The following is a 20119-nucleotide window of genomic DNA, read 5'->3' as shown; positions in this document are numbered from 1 at the left end:
CCTGCAAAAATAATCATCAGGGTAACATATATAGGTATAATCAAAAATTATTCAAATGAAAAAAGAAGAACAAAATCAAGACGCACAAGGTGCAAATGAGGTGATTGACTTGGAAACTTACGCCAAGTCCGACAAAAAACCTCCTGTAGGTAAAAGGTATAAGGTGAAAATTGATAACGAGTATTTCGTTTTTGACCATCAGTTTGTAACAGGAAAAGAGATTCTTGAAAAGGCATGTAAAACTCCGGTAGAGTGTTATACCCTTTATCAGAAGTTGAAACATTGCGACTTTGAGAAAATTGATCTTAACGAAAAAGTGGACTTGGCAAAGCCCGGTATTGAACATTTTGTTGTAAAACCGCCTGAAGTGTTTCACTACACTGTTGATGGTGAACCTGAAACCACCGACCAAAAGGAGTTAACTCCAAATCAAATTTTGGAGTTGGCTGGTATTACTCCTGTGAGTGATTACTACTTGGTTCAAATCAATCATGATGGCAGCCAAAAATCTTACAAAGACACTCCGACAACTCCAATAAAAATGAAGTGTCCGGCAATGAAGTTTGTAAGTGTATTTCGTGGTGAAACACCTGTATCCTAAAATTTTCACCTATGGCAAAATCAGATTTTATCGCAGAGCTAACGGCTCTTGGGTTTACCGTCCAAGAGCCGGATGCTCTCAAAGTTTCGTTTGAATACGAAGTTACTATTGGTCGGAACATTGGAAAAAAATTGCAGATAGGGTTTGAAGTTCAAAACGATTATCCAATGAGTTGTCCACCTGGACCACATTTTAAATCTATTGGAATTCAAGATTGGGTTGAACCTCCGAATAACATTCATGCAAGTGCATTTGGTGGTGAATGGAAATATTGGAGCAGACCTTTTCCTGATTGGAACAGGACTGATAGAAAAGTGAAAACCTATTTCGCACACATCAAAAATTTATTAGCAAAACTGTAATGGAAAATTTTAGCGTTGTAATGACTGATGAAACTCATCAGCAATTATTCAATCATCTCATTCGTGAAGATGGGGATGAAGATTTATGTTTCGCTACTTATGTTCCGAGTAGTGGTGGCAAAAGGTTTAGTGGAATCGTAACGGAAATAATATTTCCTGAAGAAAATGATAGAGAGGTTCATGGTAATGTTGGTTTCCTGCCTGAATATTTTGAACGGGTTTTAAAAATTGCTACTGAACGAAAAAAAGGAATTGCATTCCTTCATTCGCATCCGTTCCCCGGTTGGCAGGGAATGAGTAGAGATGATGTAACTGCTGAAACAAGAATGTCGCCTACTGTTTTTGCAACAACAGGTTTGCCTTTGCTTGGATTAACTCTTGGAACTGATGGTGCTTGGAGTGCAAGGTTTTGGCTGAAAGACAAAACCGAAAAAAGAAAATACAATCGCGACTGGTGTGAAACAGTTCGTGTGATTGGTAAAGGTTTGAAAATTACTTTCAATGACAATTTACTTGCACCAAACTTTGATCTTGAAAAACAACTCCGAACAATTTCTGCTTGGGGTGAAAGAACGCAAGAAGATTTATCACGGCTTAGAGTTGGAATTGTCGGGCTTGGAAGCGTTGGCAGTATCGTAGCTGAAATACTTTCACGAACTGGAATTTCAAATTTTACTCTGATAGATTTTGATGCAGTTGAAGAAAAAAATCTTGACCGTCTTACTAATGTTTTTAAGAGTGATATTGGTCGTGCTAAAGTTCTTGCAATCAAAGATGGAATTGAGAGAAGTGCAACTTCTCCAAATATTTCTACTGATTGCTGTGAATACAGTGTCTGTGAAAAAGAAGGTTTTGAATCTGCTTTGAACTGTGATGTTCTTTTCAGTTGCGTTGATAGACCTTGGGCTCGTCAGGTTTTGAACTTTATCGCTTATGCTCAATTGATTCCTGTCATTGATGGCGGAATAATGGTGAGAACAAATAAGCGAAACACAAACATTGTCGGTGCTGATTGGAAAGCACAAACTGTCGGTTACAAACGAACTTGCCTTGAATGTTTGGGTCAATACAAAACTAAAAATGCAGTTCTTGAAAAATCAGGAATGATGGATGATCCAGCATACATAAAAGGATTTAAAGATTCAGCTTTTATAAATGCTCATGAAAATGTTTTCGTTTTCAGTTCACATCTTGCATCAATGGAAGTTTTGCAAATGTTGAGTTTATTTATTACTCCGTCTGGTGTCGCTGATGTCGGTCAACAATTACATCACTTTGTCACCGGAACAATGGAAGTTGATACTTCAAAGGTTTGCAATGAGAATTGTTATTTCCCAACCGTTGTCGGCAAGGGAGATTATTCAGGAGTTGAAGTTTTTGCTAAACATGAAGTTGCTGAAGAATCTCGGTTATTACGAAAGTTCAATACTACGAAATAGAGCGTTGACAATTTCACTTTTTTTTTACTACCTACATTACTACCTCCCTTTAAATTCAGCTTTTCGTTTTTCAATAAAAGCCTTCAAACCTTCCTGGTAATCTTCAGAATTGCCGGCAATTTCCTGGTATTGTGCTTCAAGTTCCAATGCTTCTTCGAGAGATAAATGAAAAGATTTGTTCAGCATTGTCTTGATCAGTGCAATAGCTTTAGTAGGGGCGTTGGCGTAATAATTTACTATTTCATCAACTGCTTCATCTAATTTATCATGAGGAACCACCCTATTCACCATCCCTAATTTTAAAGCTTCATCAGCATTTACCTTTGTCCCCATTGTACTTAGCTCAAAGGCTTTGGCTGAACCTACTACTCTTGGCAGAAAATAAGAAGAACCGGAATCAAGGACTAATCCCACGCTAACAAATACTTCTATCAAGCTCGCTTTTTCAGAAGCAATGATGAAATCACTTGCAAGCGCTAATGAACATCCTGCTCCTGCCGCTACACCATTGAGTCTGCAGATAATTGGCTTTGGCAGATCACGCATTGCCTTAATAATTGGGATATAGCATTTACGCACTGCCTCACTCAAAGGACGTGTTTCTCCTACAATGGATTTTAAATCCTGCCCAGAACAAAATGCCTTGCCTGCACCTGTAAGCACCACTACCCTGATCTGGTCATTCTTTTCTGTTTTTTTCAGAGCATCCTGCAATTCATAGCTTTGTTCTTCATTAAAAGCATTGAAAAAATCGGGCCTGTTTAAAGTAATTGCAGCAATTGAGTCTTTTGCTTCAAATATTAAACACTTGTACATTTCAAGTAAGTTTATATAAAAATAATTATTGAACCAAAACTAATAATCAATCCCAAACCGAAACCTGCAAACACCTGAGCAGGCGTATGTGAATTTAAAGATAATCTTGCAGACATAAGAATACCTGCAACAATAATAGCAGCCATGATTGGGTATAGTAGCTCATTTCCGGGATTTCTGCAACTTATAGCTGCTAAAAATCCAACAAAACCACTTATCCCAACGCTATGTGCGCTGATCTTCCAAAAAAGAGTTATTAATGTTACTATACAGATGGTAAAAGAAATAAAAATCATAATTAATACCAACAAATCATTGAAGTTTAATTGACTGTAAAACATATAAGCATTTGCAATATAGAGTATTGAGGTAGAAATTAACGGCCAAATCCTTTCATTTCGTTTGTCCATTTTTAAGCTGGAAATATTTCCTACCTTATATAGAAAAAAGATCATGATAGAAGGTATAATGAACGTTGAAATAAAAACGATCAGTAAAAAGTAATATTTTTTGTTTTCCGGAAATGGAGATAGTAAAATGGGGGCAAAAAAAATAATTACGGCAAATAATATTGTAGGCAGTAATAAGGGATGGAGTAATACAGATAAGATATAGGCTAATTTTCTGTTCATTCTAAAATTTGTGTTTATGTGTTCATGAGAGCATACGAGAACACATGAGTACATGAACACTATTAGGTACCTCATTTCATCCTATTTCTTTTCTCAACCTCCCAACCGGTATATTTAATTGTTCCCTGTATTTAGCGACTGTTCTACGGGCAATATTATAGCCTTTTTCTCTTAACAACATTGCTAACTTATCATCTGAATGAGGTTTATTCTTATTTTCATTATTTGTTATCTCTCTTAGTATTTGCTTAACTTCCCTGTTACTTACTTCTTCACCTGAATCTGTAGAGATGCTCTCAGAAAAGAAGGATTTAAGGGGAAAAACACCAAATTCTGTCTGAACATATTTACTATTTGCCACACGTGAAACTGTAGAGATATCCATATCTATTTTTTCAGCAATATCTTTTAATATCATAGGTTTTAGCTTACTTTCATCACCACTTAAAAAATAATCATATTGGTATTGAACGATAGAATTCATGGTTTTTAAAAGCGTTTGCTGCCTTTGTATAATGGCATCTATGAACCATTTGGCAGCATCCAATTTCTGCTTTACAAATGCAACCGTCTGCTTCATCTTTTTATCTTTTTTATCACTTTTCTTATAGGTGTCAAACATTTCAGCGTAGGAGCGGCTTATTCTTAGCTCCGGGGCATTCCATGTATTTAAAGTTAGTTCCAATTTTCCATTATTGTTTGTCAAAATATAATCCGGCTCAACATACTGTGCCTTTGCTGCACTGATCGTTGTGCCGCCCGGTTTGGGGTTGAGCCTGGTGATGAGCATAATCGCATCCTTTAATTGTTGTTCAGTTATCTCCAACTTTTTTTGTATTTTATCATAATGCTTTTTGGTAAATTCTGTAAAATATTCTACGAGGATCTTTTTTGCCAGAATGACTGCAGCATCATGTCCATCTTTACGATCTAACTGTAATAGCAAACATTCCTGAAGGTCGTGTGCAGCTATTCCCGGTGGGTCAAAAGTTTGGATTTTTTTTAATACAAACTTCAACTCTTCAACTTCTGCCTCTATATTTTGCGTAAAAGCAAGATCATTCGCTATAGATTCCAGTTCTCGCCTGATATAGCCGTCACTTTCGATACTCCCAATAAGCTGCTTCCCGATAATGCTTTGCCTTTCATTCAACTTGAGAAAGCTCAACTGGGTCAATAATGCTTCTGTGGGGGTAGCAGTTACGGGAATTGGTATTTCTTTATGTTCTTCTGAACTACCCCTGTCTCCATACGTATTGTATCCATCTACATCATCATCTCTAATATAGTCATCAATATCAATCTCGTTAAGCTCTTCTTCTTTTGTTTCAGGTTCCTCATCAGAAAAATTATCTTCATCAGCATCTTCTTCAGACCCTTCATCCAAAGCGGGATTGTGTTCCAGCTCTTCTTCTATCCGTGCCTGCAATTCTGTAACAGGTACCTGCAGCAGCTTTATGAATTGTATCTGCTGGGGTGAAAGCCTCTGGGTAAGCGTTTGTTTTAAAACAAGTTTTTGCATAATCCGATGCCAATATACTAAATAAATTAAAAATGCCTAAAATGCCTAAAATGACTAAAATTTTTGGTATTTTAAATTTTAGGCATTTTCACGTATATTTGCATCGTTGTTATGAAACGAACAAAAATAAAAGACCTTTTAATATCAAAGAAGTTTGATAGAGAAGTTAAAGTAGAAGGCTGGGTACGCACTATGCGGGGCAGCAAAAATATTGCCTTCATCGCTTTGAATGACGGCTCGATTATTCACAGTATCCAGGTTGTTGTTGATGCAGCCAGGTTTGATGAAGAGCTGCGCAGCCAAATTGCTACCGGTGCATGTATTTCAGTGGTGGGTACGCTTGTTGAATCATCAGGCAAGGGGCAGAACGTTGAAATCCAGGCGAAAGACATTTCGATCTATGGTACAGCCGACCCTGAAACCTACCCCTTGCAAAAAAAGGGTCATTCGTTAGAATTTTTACGTGAAATTGCTCATCTCAGGCCCAGAACGAATACTTTTGGAGCAGTATTCAGGGTAAGGCATGCGTTGGCTTTTGCTGTTCACAAATATTTCAACGACAAAGGATTTGTTTATATACACACACCTATCATTACCGGTTCTGATTGCGAAGGTGGAGGTGAAATGTTCAGAGTCACAACGATGGATTTGTTAAAACCTCCTAAAAAAAGTGACGGTACCGTTGAATTTAAAAAAGATTTCTTTGGTAAAGAGACCAACCTTACGGTATCGGGACAATTAGAAGCCGAACTGGGAGCTTTAGCGCTTTCTGAGGTTTATACTTTTGGCCCGACCTTCAGGGCAGAAAAATCAAATACAACACGGCACCTTGCTGAATTCTGGATGATCGAGCCGGAAATGGTGTTTTATGACATTGACGACAACATGGATCTGGCAGAGGATTTTCTGAAGTTCCTGCTTAGCTATGTGCTGGAGTATTGCCAGGACGACCTGGAATTCCTCAACAAAATGTATGATAATGAACTGGTGGAAAGATTAAAGAAAGTTGCCGGTGCAACATTCGAAAGAATAAGTTATACAGAAGCAATGGGGATCCTAAAAAGTTCCGGGCAAAAATTTGAATTCCCTGTAGAATGGGGGCTTGATGTTCAAACAGAGCACGAACGATATTTGGCAGAAAAGCATTTTAAAAGCCCCGTGATGATCACAGATTTTCCAAAAGAGATCAAAGCCTTTTACATGAAACAAAACGATGACCCCGCCCCGAACACTCCGGGCGGGGCAAGCGGCAAAACCGTAAGGGCATTGGATGTACTGTTTCCACAGATTGGTGAGATCATTGGCGGTTCGCAGAGAGAGGAAAACTATGACAAACTTTATAACCGCATCAAAGAGCTCAACATTGACGAAAAAGAGCTTTGGTGGTATCTTGAAACCCGCAAATTCGGTACTGCTCCGCACAGCGGATTTGGGCTGGGGTTTGAAAGATTGGTACAGTTCGTTACCGGTATGGGCAATATACGGGATGTAATTCCTTTTCCGAGGACGGTGGGTAGTGCGGAGTTTTAGTAGCCAAATTGTAGTACGACATTTATGGCGTATAATGAGGATTGCAATATGTCCATTTAATATCCAAATCTTTTTAATACAAAAACCCAAACCACCACCACTGTATCTTATTCCTGATACCCACCTTAATATTATCCAACACCATGTATGAATTTTTCAAATCTTTAATTTGCTTGAAATCTTTGCCCTTACCCCCAACTTAAAAAATATATTTGTTATTTAAAAATAATGTGTATATTTGTATGTTATTAATAATAGTAGTTAAGTGGATTTTGAATGGGATAATAATAAAAATAAAGCTAATCAGGAAAAACATAATATTAGTTTTGAAACAGCGCAGTATGCTTTTGCTGATCCTGACAGAATTATTGCTGAAAATTTAAAACATAGCACTAAAGAAGAAAAAAGATATTTTTGTTTTGGAGAAGTAAATAATAAAATAGTTACTGTACGGTTTACCTATAGAGGTAAAAAAATAAGAATTTTCGGTGCCGGTTACTGGCGAGAAGGAAAAGAAATATATGAAAAAGGAAATAAAATATAAAAACGCTCCTAAATCAATTGCTGATGGAATTGTAGAATCTGTAATTATTGAAGATTTTTTACCTACTCCAAATCAATTGATATTTAAAGAGGACACCGCAAAAATAACATTAAACTTAAATAAAAGAAGTATAGCATTCTTTAAAGGAAAAGCGAAAGAAATTGGTATTCCGTATCAGATAATGATAAAAAAGGTGATAGATTTATATGCAAAAAAATATCAAAAATTGTAGGTCTGGGTAATTTCAATACAAAAATCCATACACCCACAACGGTATCTTATTGGTGATACCCATCTCAATATTATCCAACCCCTGATATCATTTTCAAATCTTTGATTTGCACCACATCTTTGCCTGCCTGCCTAACAAGCGGCAAATTGGAGGTAGGCAGGCCCTTACCCCCAACTTCAAAAATATATTTCTTTATACGCATTCCCTAACATCTTCACCATATCCGAAGCGATCATTGCCTCTTTACCAAATTTCTTAGCGGCTATGTCACCCGCCAATCCATGCAGGTAAATGCCTAAAATTGCAGCTTCAAAAGGAGAATATCCCTGTGCCAAAAGTCCGGTAATTATCCCTGTTAATACATCACCGCTGCCTGCCGTAGCCATGCCAGGGTTTCCTGTTGAATTAAAATAGCAATCACAATCAGGCGTTGCAATGCAGGTGTGGGCGCCTTTTAAAACTATGAATGATTTAGTTTTCGCTGCAAAAGTTCTTAATAAATCCAATCTTTCATAATCATTGGCAGGCCTACTCGGATTAACAATCCGAGCTACACGCTCAAACTCTTTGGGGTGTGGTGTAAAAATGCTGTTTGCCGGGATTTGCCTAAAAATATCTTTGTTCTTTCCAATAATATTGATCGCATCCGCATCTATCACTAATGGTTTTGAAGATTTTTGTATAAGCTGTGATAAGGCTTTTTGGGTCAGTTTGTCCATTCCGAGACCGGGACCAATCCCGATGGCAGAATACTTCTCAATTTCAGGAATGGTAGTAAAGTAATCGTTTGAATCATCAACTGTAACCATAGCTTCAGGCAGTGCAGTTTGTACGATCTCGTAGCCGCATTTCGGAATATGCATTGTGAGCAGTCCTGCACCGCTTCTTAAACATGCCTTTGCAGCTAGTAGTGCAGCCCCCATCTTTCCATAACTTCCTGTGATCAGAAGGGCATGGCCAAAGGTGCCTTTATGAGAAAACTTTGCCCTGCGTTTAACAATTTTTTTTACCAGGTACCTGTCAATGTAATAATTGTTGGTATCCATGCTTTCAATAAAACCTTCATCCAGGCCAATCGGCACAAGATGCCAATCTCCTGTATATACTTCATTTTGCGGCAGCAGGAGAGACAATTTAGGATTTTGAAATGATACTGTGTGAGTGGCATGAACTATATTTTTATCATTGTTCAATTCATCACAGTAAAGCCCCGAAGCTATATCTATGGCAACAACCGTACATTTGGATTTATTGATATGTTGGATCACCTCTCCGCACAACCCTTTTACAGGCCTGGTCAGCCCTGAGCCAAAAACAGCGTCAATGACTACATTATTTTTGCTGATAGAGGGAAGGTTTTTACCGGGATAGATATTTTTGATACCAGTAAGGTTAGATAATCGCTGTTCATTAACTGTAAAATCTTCAGAGGTAACATCACTATGTCTTATAGCAAAAACCTCGACTTTATAATTTTTTTCAAGAAGCATTCTCCCTACAGCCAGTCCATCTCCGCCATTATTGCCCAAACCGCAAAATATTTTGATCGCTTTTTGTTTGTGAAAGTGATCAACAAACCATTTCACAAAGGATGCCGATGCCCGCTCCATCAAATCTATTGAAGCAATAGGTTCATGTGCAATGGTATAAGCATCTGCTTCCCTGATCTGTTTTGAAGTTAGTATTTTCATTATACAAAATTCGTATATTTCCATCGTATATTTCATACAATTTTCATTTATTTTTTTTAAATCATCTAAATTTAGCTTATATTTGCGGTCTGAAAATCACCAGATCTCTAAATCAAAAAATCACCAAATAATCTTGTCCGGTGGTGTAACTGGCAACACGTCTGGTTTTGGTCCAGAAGAGTCCAGGTTCGAGCCCTGGCCGGACAACAATGTGCATAGCGCATGGAGCATAGAGCAAAGCGCCACGTACTATGCTCCAAATTTAATTTGCCGATTTATTAGTTAGTTTATTTTACAAATTTTCAAATTGATTAATTATCTAATTTTTTAAAATGTCTTCTGTAAAATTATTTTCCGGCACCAATACTACCTATCTTGCCCAAAAGATTGCAGATGCCTATGGTACAAAATTAGGGTTGCTTTCTACTCAAAGGTTTAGTGACGGGGAATTATCTCCGAGTTTTGACGAATCGGTCAGGGGCTATGACGTTTACTTAATTCAATCAACATTCCCTCCTGCTGATAATTTACTTGAGCTGCTTCTGATGATAGATGCTGCAAAAAGAGCGTCAGTAGCGCAGGTGACAGTGGTGATGCCATATTTTGGATATGGCAGGCAAGACAGAAAGGATAAGCCGAGGGTATCTATTTCTGCTAAGTTGATTGCCAATTTACTTTCGGCCGCAGGTGCCGACAGGATAGTAACCTGTGACCTGCATGCCGGTCAGATCCAGGGATTTTTTGACCAGCCTGTTGACCATTTATATGCCTCTAATATTTTTGTCCCCTACATTCAATCACTTAATCTAAATAATATTATTTTTGCAGCTCCTGATGTAGGCGCTGTTGGAAGGGCAAGGGGTTATGCAAAATATTTTACAGGTGAGATCGTAGTATGCGACAAATACAGGGAAAAACCCAATGAAATAGCCTCTATGCAGGTTATAGGCAATGTAAAAGGCGCTGACGTATTTTTGGTTGATGACATTGTTGATACAGGTGGAACAATATGCCTGGCAGCTAAGGCGCTTAAAGATAAAGGCGCTAAAACAGTGAGAGCAGCATGCACACACCCGTTGCTTTCGGGAAATGCTATTGATAAAATCGAATCTTCAGTGCTGGAAGAAATGGTTGTATCTGATACAATACCATCAAATAACAAATCTTTAAAAATAAAAGTACTCTCTGTTGCAAACTTATTTGCTAAAGCGATCAGAAATATTCATGACCAGGAGTCGGTGAGTTCGTTGTTTTTATAATGAACTTAACTTTAAAAATGATCAAAAAAATAAAGCAAAATGAAAACATTAGAAATTGTAGGTTATCAAAGAACAAAACTGGGTAAGTCAGAAGCCAAACGAATAAGACACGAGGCAAGCGTTCCCTGTGTCTTGTATGGCGGGAATGGACAAGTGCATTTCTATGCTCCCATGATCCTTTTCAGGGATCTGGTCTACACCCCAAATGCTTATAAAGTCAACTTAAACATTGAAGGAAAGATCCATAATGCAATATTACAGGATGTCCAGTTTCATCCTGTAAGTGAAACGCTTCTTCATGCAGATTTCCTTGAATTAACCCCAGGTAAGGTAGTTAAAATGAATATACCTGTGAAGCTTACAGGTACTTCACCCGCTGAATTAGAAGGGGGTTCTGTTTATTTAAAAAACAAGAAACTCATGGTAAAAGCATTGTCTGAAAAATTACCCGATCATATTGATGTTGATATTTCACATCTTAAGTTGGGTCATGCTGTCAGAGTTGGAGATCTTTCTCCTGAGGATTACACTATTTTAACAAATGAAAAAGTTTCCATTGCGATCATAACTGTTCCAAGAGCGCTTAAAAAGCTGGAGGAGGAAGAAGAAGCTGCTGCTGCTGCAGCAGCCCTGGAAGCTGAAGAAGGAGTCGAAGGTGCAGAAGGTGAAAAGGCTGCTGAAGCTAAGGAGGGCGCTGCTGAAGATAAAGAAAAAGGTGAATCTAAGGAAGCTAAAGATGATAAAGGAAAAGGATCCGGAGAAGATAAAGGGAAAGGGAAAGATAGTAAGCAGTAGGCAGTAGACAATAGACAGTAGGCAATAGACAGTAGACAATAGACAATGACTATAAGTTGGATTGTATGAAAAAATATTTTTTAATCGTTGCAATGATCTTTGCATTGTTTGGATTACGCTATACAGAACTCTATGCCCAGAAAAGCAAAAAAGAGTCCGGGAAAACCGGCTCAAAAAATATCGAATTATATGCAATCCAGGAACAGATATTTAAAACAGGTTTGAAATACGGTGACCTGGATGTGGCCAAGCAGGCGTTATATGAGATGATTGTCTTAGATCCGGGAAATATATACCTGACAGATACATTGGCTTTTTTGTACTTTAAATCAAATTTGTTTCCCCAATCTATTTTAGTATGCAATGATATTCTTAAAAAAGCGCCTGGTAATACAAACATTCTGGAAATAAAAGCTATTTCAGAACATAGTATCGGTTTATTCAAAGAAGCTTTGGCTGATTATGAAAAATTGAATTCATTGGGGTTTAATGTTTTGTATTTGTACCAGATCGCTTTTTTACAATACAGATTGAAAAGATATGGAGAATGTAAATTATCTCTTGATGCGCTTTTTGCCTACCCCGACACAGACAAGCAAAAAATAAATATTACCATGGCTGATGGAAGCCGGCAGGCAGCGCCTCTCAAAGCAGCGGTATGGAATATCAAAGGCGTAATGTTTATGGATATGAATGAAAATGATGAGGCAAAAAGCTGCTTTACAGAAGCCTTAAAGATATTTCCTGAATTTATGCTTGTGAAGAATAATCTTGAATTTCTTGAAAAGAAGGTGGATGATAGATAACAAACCGAATGATTTTTGATAATTTAAAAATGAAAAAAATAATATTCGTGTTTCCGGTTTTAATTGCTACAATTGTAAATGCACAGATTACTTTTCAAAAGACCTTTGGAGGAAATAACACTGAACAAGCTAACTTAATCCAAAAAACAAATGATGGTGGATATGCATTAATTGGTTATACAAATAGTTTCGGTGCAGGTAGTACAGATATGTATCTTATCAAAACTGATAGCTTAGGAAATTTACTATGGTCTAAAACTTATGGCGGTTGGAGTGGTGAAGATTTTGTATATGGAATACAAACAAATGACGGAGGGTTTATTATGACTACGCATACCCATAGTTTTGGACCTAATGTGCTAGGTGATATTTTACTTGTAAAAACTGATAGTTCAGGAAGTTTACAGTGGTCTAAACACATCGGAGGAAATAGTGGGGATGCAGGGTATTTTGTCAATCAAACATCAGAAAATGGTTATATAGTTACAGGATACTCCCAAAGTTTTGGTGCTGGAAATGGTGACATTTATTTGTTGCAATTAGACAGTCTTGGTAATTTGCAATGGACTAAAACCATTGGAGGAAGCGCTTTTGATTATGGTGTTTATGTGGAGCAAACAAATGACAATGGGTATATTATTTTAGGTACAACTGGTAGCTTTGGAGTAGGTTCAAATGATATATGTATTTTCAAGACAGATAGTATAGGTAATTTGCTCTGGTTCAAAACTTATGGAGGCACTGATTGGGATAAGCCTAGTTTTATGCGAGGTACAAAAGATGGTGGATATATTATAGCAGGTGAAACTGCAAGTTTCGGAGTAGGTTTCATGAATATCCTTTTACTTAAAGTCGATAGTTTAGGTAACTTAAAGTGGTCAAAAACTTATGGAGATAGCATTACCTTCACTGATATACGTTCTAGTTCAATTCAACAAACAGAGGATAATGGTTTCATTTTTACAGGTAATGCGACTCATTTTAGCCCGTATAAAAATTATGTACTAATAGTAAAAACTGATAGTATTGGTAATTTATTGTGGAATACAACGACTGGTGAAAGAGATTTTTGGATTAGAGGTCCTTCTGTTTTGAAAGTCAATGATGGAGGATTTATTATGGCAGGAGAAACGGTAAATATAACCGGTTCAGGACGTGATATTCATTTTTTAAAAACAGACAGTTTAGGTAATACAGGATGTGGTGATTCACTCATAAATCTAACGGTTATAATACCAACCCTCACAGTTTCTGATACAACTCCATTCTCATCTTCAGGAGGAATTGATAGTATAGCCGCAGTTGTTGAAATTACACCTCCTACTGAGTGCCAATGGTTATGTCCAAAAATCATAAATATTAGTTCTGATACATCTATTATATGCCAGGGAGATAGCGTTCAATTAAATGCTTCAGGGGGCATTAGCTATAATTGGACCCCTGGATATAGTTTAAGTGATTCTACTATTGCAAATCCTGTGGCATTCCCTGATACTACAACAACTTATATTGTAACAATATTAGATGCTTATGGTTGTAAAGCAGTTGATTCAGTGACTATCAGTGAATTACCATCTTCAATAATTAATATTATTGGGACAGACGTCAATTGCAACGGAGCTAATGATGGTAATGTTGACCTGACTGTTTCAGGTAATTCTTCATCTTATATTTTTTCTTGGTCAAATGGTGCAAATACTGAGGATATTTCAGGATTATTACCAGGTATATACATAGTAACTGTTGCCGATTCGCTTGGGTGTGTAGCTAATGATTCAGTAATAATAGGTGAACCGCCAGCTTTAAATACAAGTATCGTAAGTACTGGTGTAAGCTGTAAGGGAGAAAGTGATGGTGCAGTTGATTTAACACTTTCAGGTGGGGTTCCTCCTTATACTTATAATTGGTCTTCAGGAGATACTACTGAAGATATTTCTGGTTTGTCTGCCAGTACTTACTCTGTATCAATTACAGATTCTAATAATTGTATTATCAGTGATACGGCAAGCATCTTTGAACCATCAGCGATAATATTAAGTGCTATTATTATCAATGCCGGTTGTTATGGAAGCAGTGACGGTGCAATAGATTTAACCGTTTCAGGGGGTACTCCTTTATATTCTTTTTCCTGGTCTAATGGAGATACAACCAAAGATATAACCAATATTTTGGCAGGAACATATATAGTAACTGTAACAGATAGTAATGATTGTATCAAAAGTGATACTATTGTTATTAACCAACCCGATTCATTAAATTTATCTGCTACAAGTACAGATGCTAATTGTGGTGTGAATGATGGTTTAGCTTTTGTAACTGTATCTGGTGGTACAAGTCCTTATAGTTATTTATGGAGTAATGGAGACACGAATACTACGACTGACAGTTTATTTTCTGGAGGTTATTCGGTTATCGTTACAGATTCCAACGGTTGTGCAGATTCGATATCAGTAACTGTAAATAGTACCGGTGTATTATCCACAGCAAATTTTAGTTATATTGATACTAATTTAACGGTCAACTTTCTGGATTCATCTGCGAATGCTATTAGCTGGTCCTGGGATTTTGGGGATGGTAATACAGATACAATTAAAAATCCCATACATATTTATAATTCTGCCGGAAACTATACTGTTTGTTTGTCAGCAACAAATTTATGTGGTTCAGATACTATTTGTAATTCTGTTATTGTAACGTGCCCCATTCCGGCTGCAACATTCAGTTATTCTGATTCTTTACTTACCCTTAGTTTTTCAGATTCATCAAAATATGCAACAAGTTGGCTCTGGGATTTTGGAGATGGCAATACAGACACGGTTCAAAATCCTACCCATACTTACATCAGTTCAGGCACTTATAATGTGTGTTTTATTGCTGAAAACGCTTGCAAGTCGGATAGTACCTGTCAATTAATAAATGTAACGTCATGTATTCCACCTATTGCTAATTTCGGTTATGGTCAATCTAATTTAATTATGAACTTTTTCGATTCCTCTATCAGTGCAGATAGTTGGTGGTGGGATTTTGGAGACGGTATTACTGATTCGGTACAAAACCCTCTACATAGTTATAAAAGTACAGGAACATACAATGTATGTTTAACAGTTTCTAACCTATGCGGTATAGATTCTATTTGTGGGTTTATAATTTTAGAATTAACAGAAAATTTCTTTTTTATACCCAATGCCTTTAGTCCTAACGGAGATGGAGTAAATGATATATTAAAGGTAATAGGAAACAATATAAAAACCTTTTATCTTGTCTTTTATAATCGATGGGGAGAAAAAATTTTTGAGACCAGGGAAATTAATAAGGGCTGGGAGGGAAAATACAAAGGAAAAAAATCCGACATGGCTGTTTTTGTTTATTATCTTGAAGTTGAGTTTTTGGATGGAGAAAAGAAAACTGAAAAAGGGGATGTTACTTTGATAAGGTAATTTAATATCACATTAACAATTATTAAATACTATAAGAGTATTTTCTATTTCAAGAGATTATTATTGTATATAGATTTTTTATTTTATACTATTTAATTTATATTTGCACAATCATTTTAATTATTATTAATACAAGGAGATTATTATGAAAACAAAAATTAACATAGAAAATATTGCAACTTTAATTTTTGTAATAGCTATTTCATCAAACATTGCCTTTAGCCAAGGCAATAACTGGAAACTTACAGGCAATAACAATGTAAATGGTACTGATTTTATTGGTACTACCATTGATGAGGATTTTAGAATTAGGACTAACAATTTGTTAAGGATGACCATTTTAAAGAATGGTAATGTACGGATTGAAAATAATTTGAGAGTGTTAGGTAGAGTTAAAATCGGACCAAATTCTCTAACAGTTGGTGGAATTGTTGCAGGTGGTCCTGATTTAATTACATCAACTAGTGGATTATTAGGCATTGGTGGAGACCCAAACTTTAACGAAATCCGTTTAGGTGTTGGTATCCAGCCAGTAGCAGGCGATTTTACACTCCGTCTTGCCGGAGACGGCATCAACACCAACGGAGGTATATTATCCGAAGGAACATTAGGTACTGGGCCAACAGTTCCTGGTTTTGCATTATTTCCCCGAACACTATTCTTTTGGTATCCACGTAAAGCAGCTATTAGGGCAGGACATGTAGTTACAACTCAATGGGATGATGGTAATATTGGTGATTTTTCTGCTGCATTTGGTGAAAGTACTACAGCAAGTGGAAGTCATTCATTTGCAGCAGGTGTAAATACAACAGCTAGTGGAGGATTTTCTGTTGCATTCGGCAGAAATACAAAAGCATTACAAGTTATGGATTTTGCTACCGGTTTAAATACAGAAGCAAGTGGATCTGCTTCCACTGCAATGGGTAACGGTACTATTGCAAGTGGAGCCATCTCTTTTGCGATAGGTGACAGTAGCATCGCAAGCGAATTTGTTTCCACTGCAATGGGAAAGAAAACTATTGCAAGCGGTTTGTTCTCTACTGCAATTGGTTTCCATACAACAGCCTCAGGGACAAATTCCACAGCAATGGGCTTTCGTACAATAGCTTCAGGGCAAAAAACCACTTCAATTGGAGCTAATGTAAGAGCATTAGCAAATAACTCTGTTGTTATAGGTGTTGGATTATCTAATAATCCTATCATCAACAATAGTCCCAATTCTTTAATGGTGGGATTTAACTCTGATGTACCTTCGCTCTTTGTAGAAAGGAGTGATGGCACCTCGGGTTCATTAGGAAAAATAGGTATAGGAACAACAAATACGGTTTTCTCACTTACATTGGCAGGTAATGGGATCAACACAAATGGAGGTATATGGGCCGAAGGTGGAACAGTGTCTGGTATTGGCCCTATTGTACCTACCTCTAACAAGATACGTATGTTTTGGTATCCTCGTAAAGGAGCTTTTCGTGCAGGTTTTGCAAACGGAACAAAATGGGATGATGTAAATATTGGTGATTTTTCTACTGCTTTTGGTGATAGAACTATTGCACTTGGTGACGTCTCTTTTGCTATTGGTAAATTATCTGAAGCAAGGGGAGCAGTATCTATTGCTATGGGTAATTTTGCAATTGCCAATCAATCCAATTCTGTTGCAATAGGAAATAATATAACAGCACAATCAGTAAACTCTTTTGTTATGGGGAATGGTACGGGAAGTGGGATAATTAATAATATTGAAAATTCTTTAATGATTGGTTTTAATAGTGATATTCCTACTTTTTTTGTAGGACCGAGTGCCGGAGCAGGTACAACCGGAAATGTTAAAATTGGAGGAACAGGCACATTTCAGGCACCTACGGAAAAACTTGAAGTAGCTGGAAAAACCAAAACAACTGATCTTCAGGTTACAAGCGGTTCAGGAAATATTGGAGATATATTAACAAGTGTAGATGCTTTAGGTAACGTAACCTGGGCAGCCCCCACTGCAGTCCCAGATGGAGACTGGGACTTAACTACTTTCCCTAATGATATGATTGCCCAACCCACAGGAAATGTAGGTGTCGGCCAGTTTACAGCAGCGCCTACTGCAAAATTAGATGTATTACGTACATTAACAACACCGCCAGTAGCTAACTCAACTGCTTTAAATATTGTTAATGAGGATTTAAGTTCATTAGTTAAAATATTTCGAATATCTTTTGGTTTAAAAAGCGAGGCTACTGGATTGAACTTAGACAATATAGGTGGTCTTTTTACCTCCCAAAACGCATTTAATAGAAATATTGGAGCTCAATTTATTATAACAAATAAAACAACTACTGCCACAAATATAGGAGCTATCTTTGTTGCATCAGATGCACCAACAGGAAAAAATATAGCTATTCAGGTACTTGCTGGTGCAGTTCAAAAACCGGGTGGAGGCTCATGGAATACCTTATCTGACCAACAACTAAAAACAGACATTACTCCTTTTACTGATGGATTAAATGTAACCAAACAAATCAATTCCGTTAACTACAGATATAATGGCAAAGCAGGAACACCTACAGATAGAGCATATATTGGTTTAATTGGTCAGGATTTGCTGCAACTTGCACCTTATGTAGTAGATACCTTTTATGCAAAGTTAGATTCTGCAGACCTGACCGAAACCGCATTATTAAGCACTAATACAGGCCCGCTGCTTTTTGTAGCGATCAATGCTATTAATGAATTGGATTCAATAAAAGTATCAAAAGTTGAATTTGACAGCTTAAAAGCAATAGTTACTCAATGCTGCTCAAACCAATTATCCAAACCAGCAGGCAATGAAGATAATGGCTATCAGGAGCTCAAAGAAGAATTCGCTCAGATGAAATCAATACTGATCGCCTATGGTTTATATTCAGATCCTAAAAATGTGAAATTACAAGTTAATGAACAGAGGGTCATTTTAAACCAAAACGACCCCAATCCTTTTAAAGAATCTACAATTATCAGATATTTCATACCGGATAACGTAAATAACGCACAGCTTATGATCTATGACCTTACCGGTAAATTCATCAAGGAAGTACCTATTGAAAAAGGGTTTGGCAGTATCGAGGTTTTTGCTTCTGATCTGAGCTCTGGTATTTATTCTTACAGTATCGTAGCAGATGGAGAGGTTATTGATAAAAAGAAAATGGTGCTAACAAAATAGTATTATTATTTTGCTAACATTGTTAAAGCCCCTTAATTTTGAGGGGCTTTTTTTTATTCATTATTCTATATTTTTATATTGCAAAGCTTAATATTGCCCACATGGCAGTGATGATCAAAACCGAGAATCCTAACAGCAATCCAACCATCCATTGTATCATTTTGGTCTTGGTTGATTCTATATGTTCAAATAAAGATGTATGGGATCGCTCTATACGTTCAATTAATTCTGTTTTATTTTGTACTATACGCTCAATTAATTCTGTTTTATTTTGTTCTAAACGTTCAATAAAATCGGTTTTATTTTGTACTATAAGTTCAATTAATTCGGTTTTATTTTGTTCTGAACGTTAAATAAGATCGGTTTTATTTTGCTCTGAACGTTCAATAAGATCAGTTTTATCTTGAGATCCTTTTTGATAAATACCATCCAGACGCTGCTTGATCTCTTTTACATCGTCTGCAATTCCGTTATAGGCTCCTTTTAATTGAAATACCTCCTCGACTAATTGATCTGTTGTAAATGCCATGATAGTTTGTTTTTGCTTTTCTCAAATATACGAACTAATGCACAATTAAGTTCCAATACTTTAATAATTTTGTAAATTTTCATTTATGAGATACTTAATAGCAGGCTTAGGAAACATTGGCGCGGAATATGAACTCACCAGGCACAATATCGGTTTTTTGATCCTGGACCAGTTGGCTGAAGTACACAATGAGGAATTTTCATCAAACCGGCTAACATTAAAATCACAATTAAAATATAAAGGCAGAACCGTTCATCTCATAAAACCCACTACTTTCGTAAACCAAAGCGGCAAGGCTGTGAATTATTGGATGAACGAACTAAAAATGCCGGTTGAAAATCTATTGGTGATAACGGATGATATTTCTTTGCCTTTCGGCAGAATAAGAATGCGTGCCAAAGGCTCCAGCGGGGGGCATAACGGACTTATTAGTATCGAATCAGCGCTTTCAACCTCCGCTTATGCCCGCACTAGATTTGGCATCGGAAGCGATTTTTCAAAAGGCAGGCAGGTGGATCATGTGTTAAGCAATTTCACAAAAGAAGAATTTTCAGCCCTCCCCGAGTTGATGAAGAAAGCATGTGATATGATACATTCGTTTTGTACTGTTGGGATTGAAAGGACTATGAGTGCTTATAATTAGTCAATCGTAATTCAATAGTCATACAATAGTAATACAGTCGTATGACAATTGTATGACAACCAAATAACAAGCGAATTACTTAGGTTCTACTAAAAAA

The 20119-nt window shown here is 36.9% G+C and carries 17 protein-coding genes and 1 tRNA gene; 13 read left to right on the top strand and 5 right to left on the bottom strand.

Going from position 1 to position 20119, the window contains the following annotated elements; all coding sequences use genetic code 11:
• The first annotated feature begins 55 nt into the window (after nucleotides 1-55).
• Genes FVQ77_05250 through FVQ77_05240 form a run of 3 tightly spaced genes read left to right on the top strand, consistent with a single transcriptional unit; the run spans nucleotide 56 to nucleotide 2402 of the window.
• A complete protein-coding gene (locus tag FVQ77_05250) occupies nucleotides 56-601 on the top strand; it encodes a hypothetical protein (GenBank protein ID MBW8049738.1) in 546 nt (181 codons plus the stop codon).
• 11 nt (nucleotides 602-612) lie between these two features.
• Nucleotides 613-963: a hypothetical protein gene (locus FVQ77_05245; protein ID MBW8049737.1), complete on the top strand. Its 351-nt coding sequence runs from the start codon at nucleotides 613-615 to the stop codon at nucleotides 961-963.
• Complete coding sequence (locus FVQ77_05240) at nucleotides 963-2402, top strand: ThiF family adenylyltransferase (protein MBW8049736.1); 1440 nt, start codon at nucleotides 963-965, stop codon at nucleotides 2400-2402. Before FVQ77_05245 ends, FVQ77_05240 begins: the two co-directional genes overlap by 1 nt.
• Before the next feature lie 39 nt (nucleotides 2403-2441).
• Here the strand turns inward: FVQ77_05240 and FVQ77_05235 are convergent, their stop codons facing one another.
• From FVQ77_05235 to rpoN, 3 genes are all read right to left on the bottom strand, one after another.
• Nucleotides 2442-3218 carry a 2-(1,2-epoxy-1,2-dihydrophenyl)acetyl-CoA isomerase gene (locus FVQ77_05235; GenBank protein MBW8049735.1) on the bottom strand — a complete coding sequence of 259 codons (777 nt, stop codon included), beginning with the start codon at nucleotides 3216-3218 and terminating at the stop codon, nucleotides 2442-2444.
• Between the two features lie 11 nt (nucleotides 3219-3229).
• Nucleotides 3230-3850: a PA-phosphatase gene (locus FVQ77_05230; GenBank protein ID MBW8049734.1), complete on the bottom strand. Its 621-nt coding sequence runs from the start codon at nucleotides 3848-3850 to the stop codon at nucleotides 3230-3232.
• 76 nt (nucleotides 3851-3926) lie between these two features.
• The gene (gene rpoN, locus FVQ77_05225) at nucleotides 3927-5372 is read right to left on the bottom strand and encodes an RNA polymerase factor sigma-54 (protein MBW8049733.1); all 1446 of its coding nucleotides are present in this window, start codon (nucleotides 5370-5372) and stop codon (nucleotides 3927-3929) included.
• Nucleotides 5373-5483: 111 nt separating this feature from the next.
• Here rpoN and asnS point away from each other — a divergent pair, with 111 nt between their 5' ends.
• The 3 genes from asnS to FVQ77_05210 all read left to right on the top strand — a co-directional run bounded on the left by asnS (nucleotide 5484) and on the right by FVQ77_05210 (nucleotide 7678).
• The gene (gene asnS / locus FVQ77_05220; protein MBW8049732.1) at nucleotides 5484-6902 is read left to right on the top strand and encodes an asparagine--tRNA ligase; all 1419 of its coding nucleotides are present in this window, start codon (nucleotides 5484-5486) and stop codon (nucleotides 6900-6902) included.
• Nucleotides 6903-7167: 265 nt separating this feature from the next.
• A complete protein-coding gene (locus FVQ77_05215; GenBank protein ID MBW8049731.1) occupies nucleotides 7168-7446 on the top strand; it encodes a BrnT family toxin in 279 nt (92 codons plus the stop codon).
• Nucleotides 7424-7678: a CopG family transcriptional regulator gene (locus tag FVQ77_05210; GenBank protein ID MBW8049730.1), complete on the top strand. Its 255-nt coding sequence runs from the start codon at nucleotides 7424-7426 to the stop codon at nucleotides 7676-7678. Before FVQ77_05215 ends, FVQ77_05210 begins: the two co-directional genes overlap by 23 nt.
• Before the next feature lie 176 nt (nucleotides 7679-7854).
• Here FVQ77_05210 and FVQ77_05205 read toward each other — a convergent pair whose 3' ends face one another.
• Nucleotides 7855-9369: an NAD(P)H-hydrate dehydratase gene (locus FVQ77_05205; GenBank protein MBW8049729.1), complete on the bottom strand. Its 1515-nt coding sequence runs from the start codon at nucleotides 9367-9369 to the stop codon at nucleotides 7855-7857.
• A gap of 134 nt (nucleotides 9370-9503) precedes the next feature.
• On the opposite strand from FVQ77_05205, the gene FVQ77_05200 reads away from it, so the two are divergent.
• From FVQ77_05200 to FVQ77_05175, 6 genes are all read left to right on the top strand, one after another.
• Nucleotides 9504-9576, top strand: a tRNA-Gln gene (locus tag FVQ77_05200).
• Nucleotides 9577-9701: 125 nt separating this feature from the next.
• Nucleotides 9702-10628, top strand: a complete 927-nt coding sequence (locus FVQ77_05195) for a ribose-phosphate pyrophosphokinase (GenBank protein ID MBW8049728.1) — start codon at nucleotides 9702-9704, stop codon at nucleotides 10626-10628.
• 39 nt (nucleotides 10629-10667) lie between these two features.
• A complete protein-coding gene (locus FVQ77_05190) occupies nucleotides 10668-11423 on the top strand; it encodes a 50S ribosomal protein L25/general stress protein Ctc (GenBank protein ID MBW8049727.1) in 756 nt (251 codons plus the stop codon).
• A 65-nt stretch (nucleotides 11424-11488) separates the two neighbouring features.
• Entirely contained in the window at nucleotides 11489-12229 is a 741-nt protein-coding gene (locus tag FVQ77_05185; GenBank protein ID MBW8049726.1) for a hypothetical protein, read from the top strand.
• Between the two features lie 8 nt (nucleotides 12230-12237).
• Nucleotides 12238-15666, top strand: coding sequence for a PKD domain-containing protein (locus FVQ77_05180; GenBank protein ID MBW8049725.1), 3429 nt, complete (start codon nucleotides 12238-12240; stop codon nucleotides 15664-15666).
• Nucleotides 15667-15811: 145 nt separating this feature from the next.
• Nucleotides 15812-18850: a T9SS type A sorting domain-containing protein gene (locus tag FVQ77_05175; GenBank protein ID MBW8049724.1), complete on the top strand. Its 3039-nt coding sequence runs from the start codon at nucleotides 15812-15814 to the stop codon at nucleotides 18848-18850.
• A gap of 349 nt (nucleotides 18851-19199) precedes the next feature.
• On the opposite strand, the gene FVQ77_05170 is transcribed toward FVQ77_05175, so the two are convergent.
• Nucleotides 19200-19379, bottom strand: a complete 180-nt coding sequence (locus FVQ77_05170; protein MBW8049723.1) for a hypothetical protein — start codon at nucleotides 19377-19379, stop codon at nucleotides 19200-19202.
• Between the two features lie 85 nt (nucleotides 19380-19464).
• Here FVQ77_05170 and FVQ77_05165 point away from each other — a divergent pair, with 85 nt between their 5' ends.
• Nucleotides 19465-20022 (top strand): aminoacyl-tRNA hydrolase, encoded by a 558-nt coding sequence (locus FVQ77_05165; GenBank protein ID MBW8049722.1) that lies wholly within the window; start codon nucleotides 19465-19467, stop codon nucleotides 20020-20022.
• Nucleotides 20023-20119 lie beyond the last annotated feature (97 nt).

The sequence above is a fragment of the Cytophagales bacterium genome, from assembly GCA_019456305.1.
Classification (GTDB): Bacteria; Bacteroidota; Bacteroidia; order Cytophagales; family VRUD01; genus VRUD01.
The sequence above is the reverse complement of the archived record's forward strand: the minus strand, read 5'-3'. Positions and strand labels throughout refer to the sequence as shown.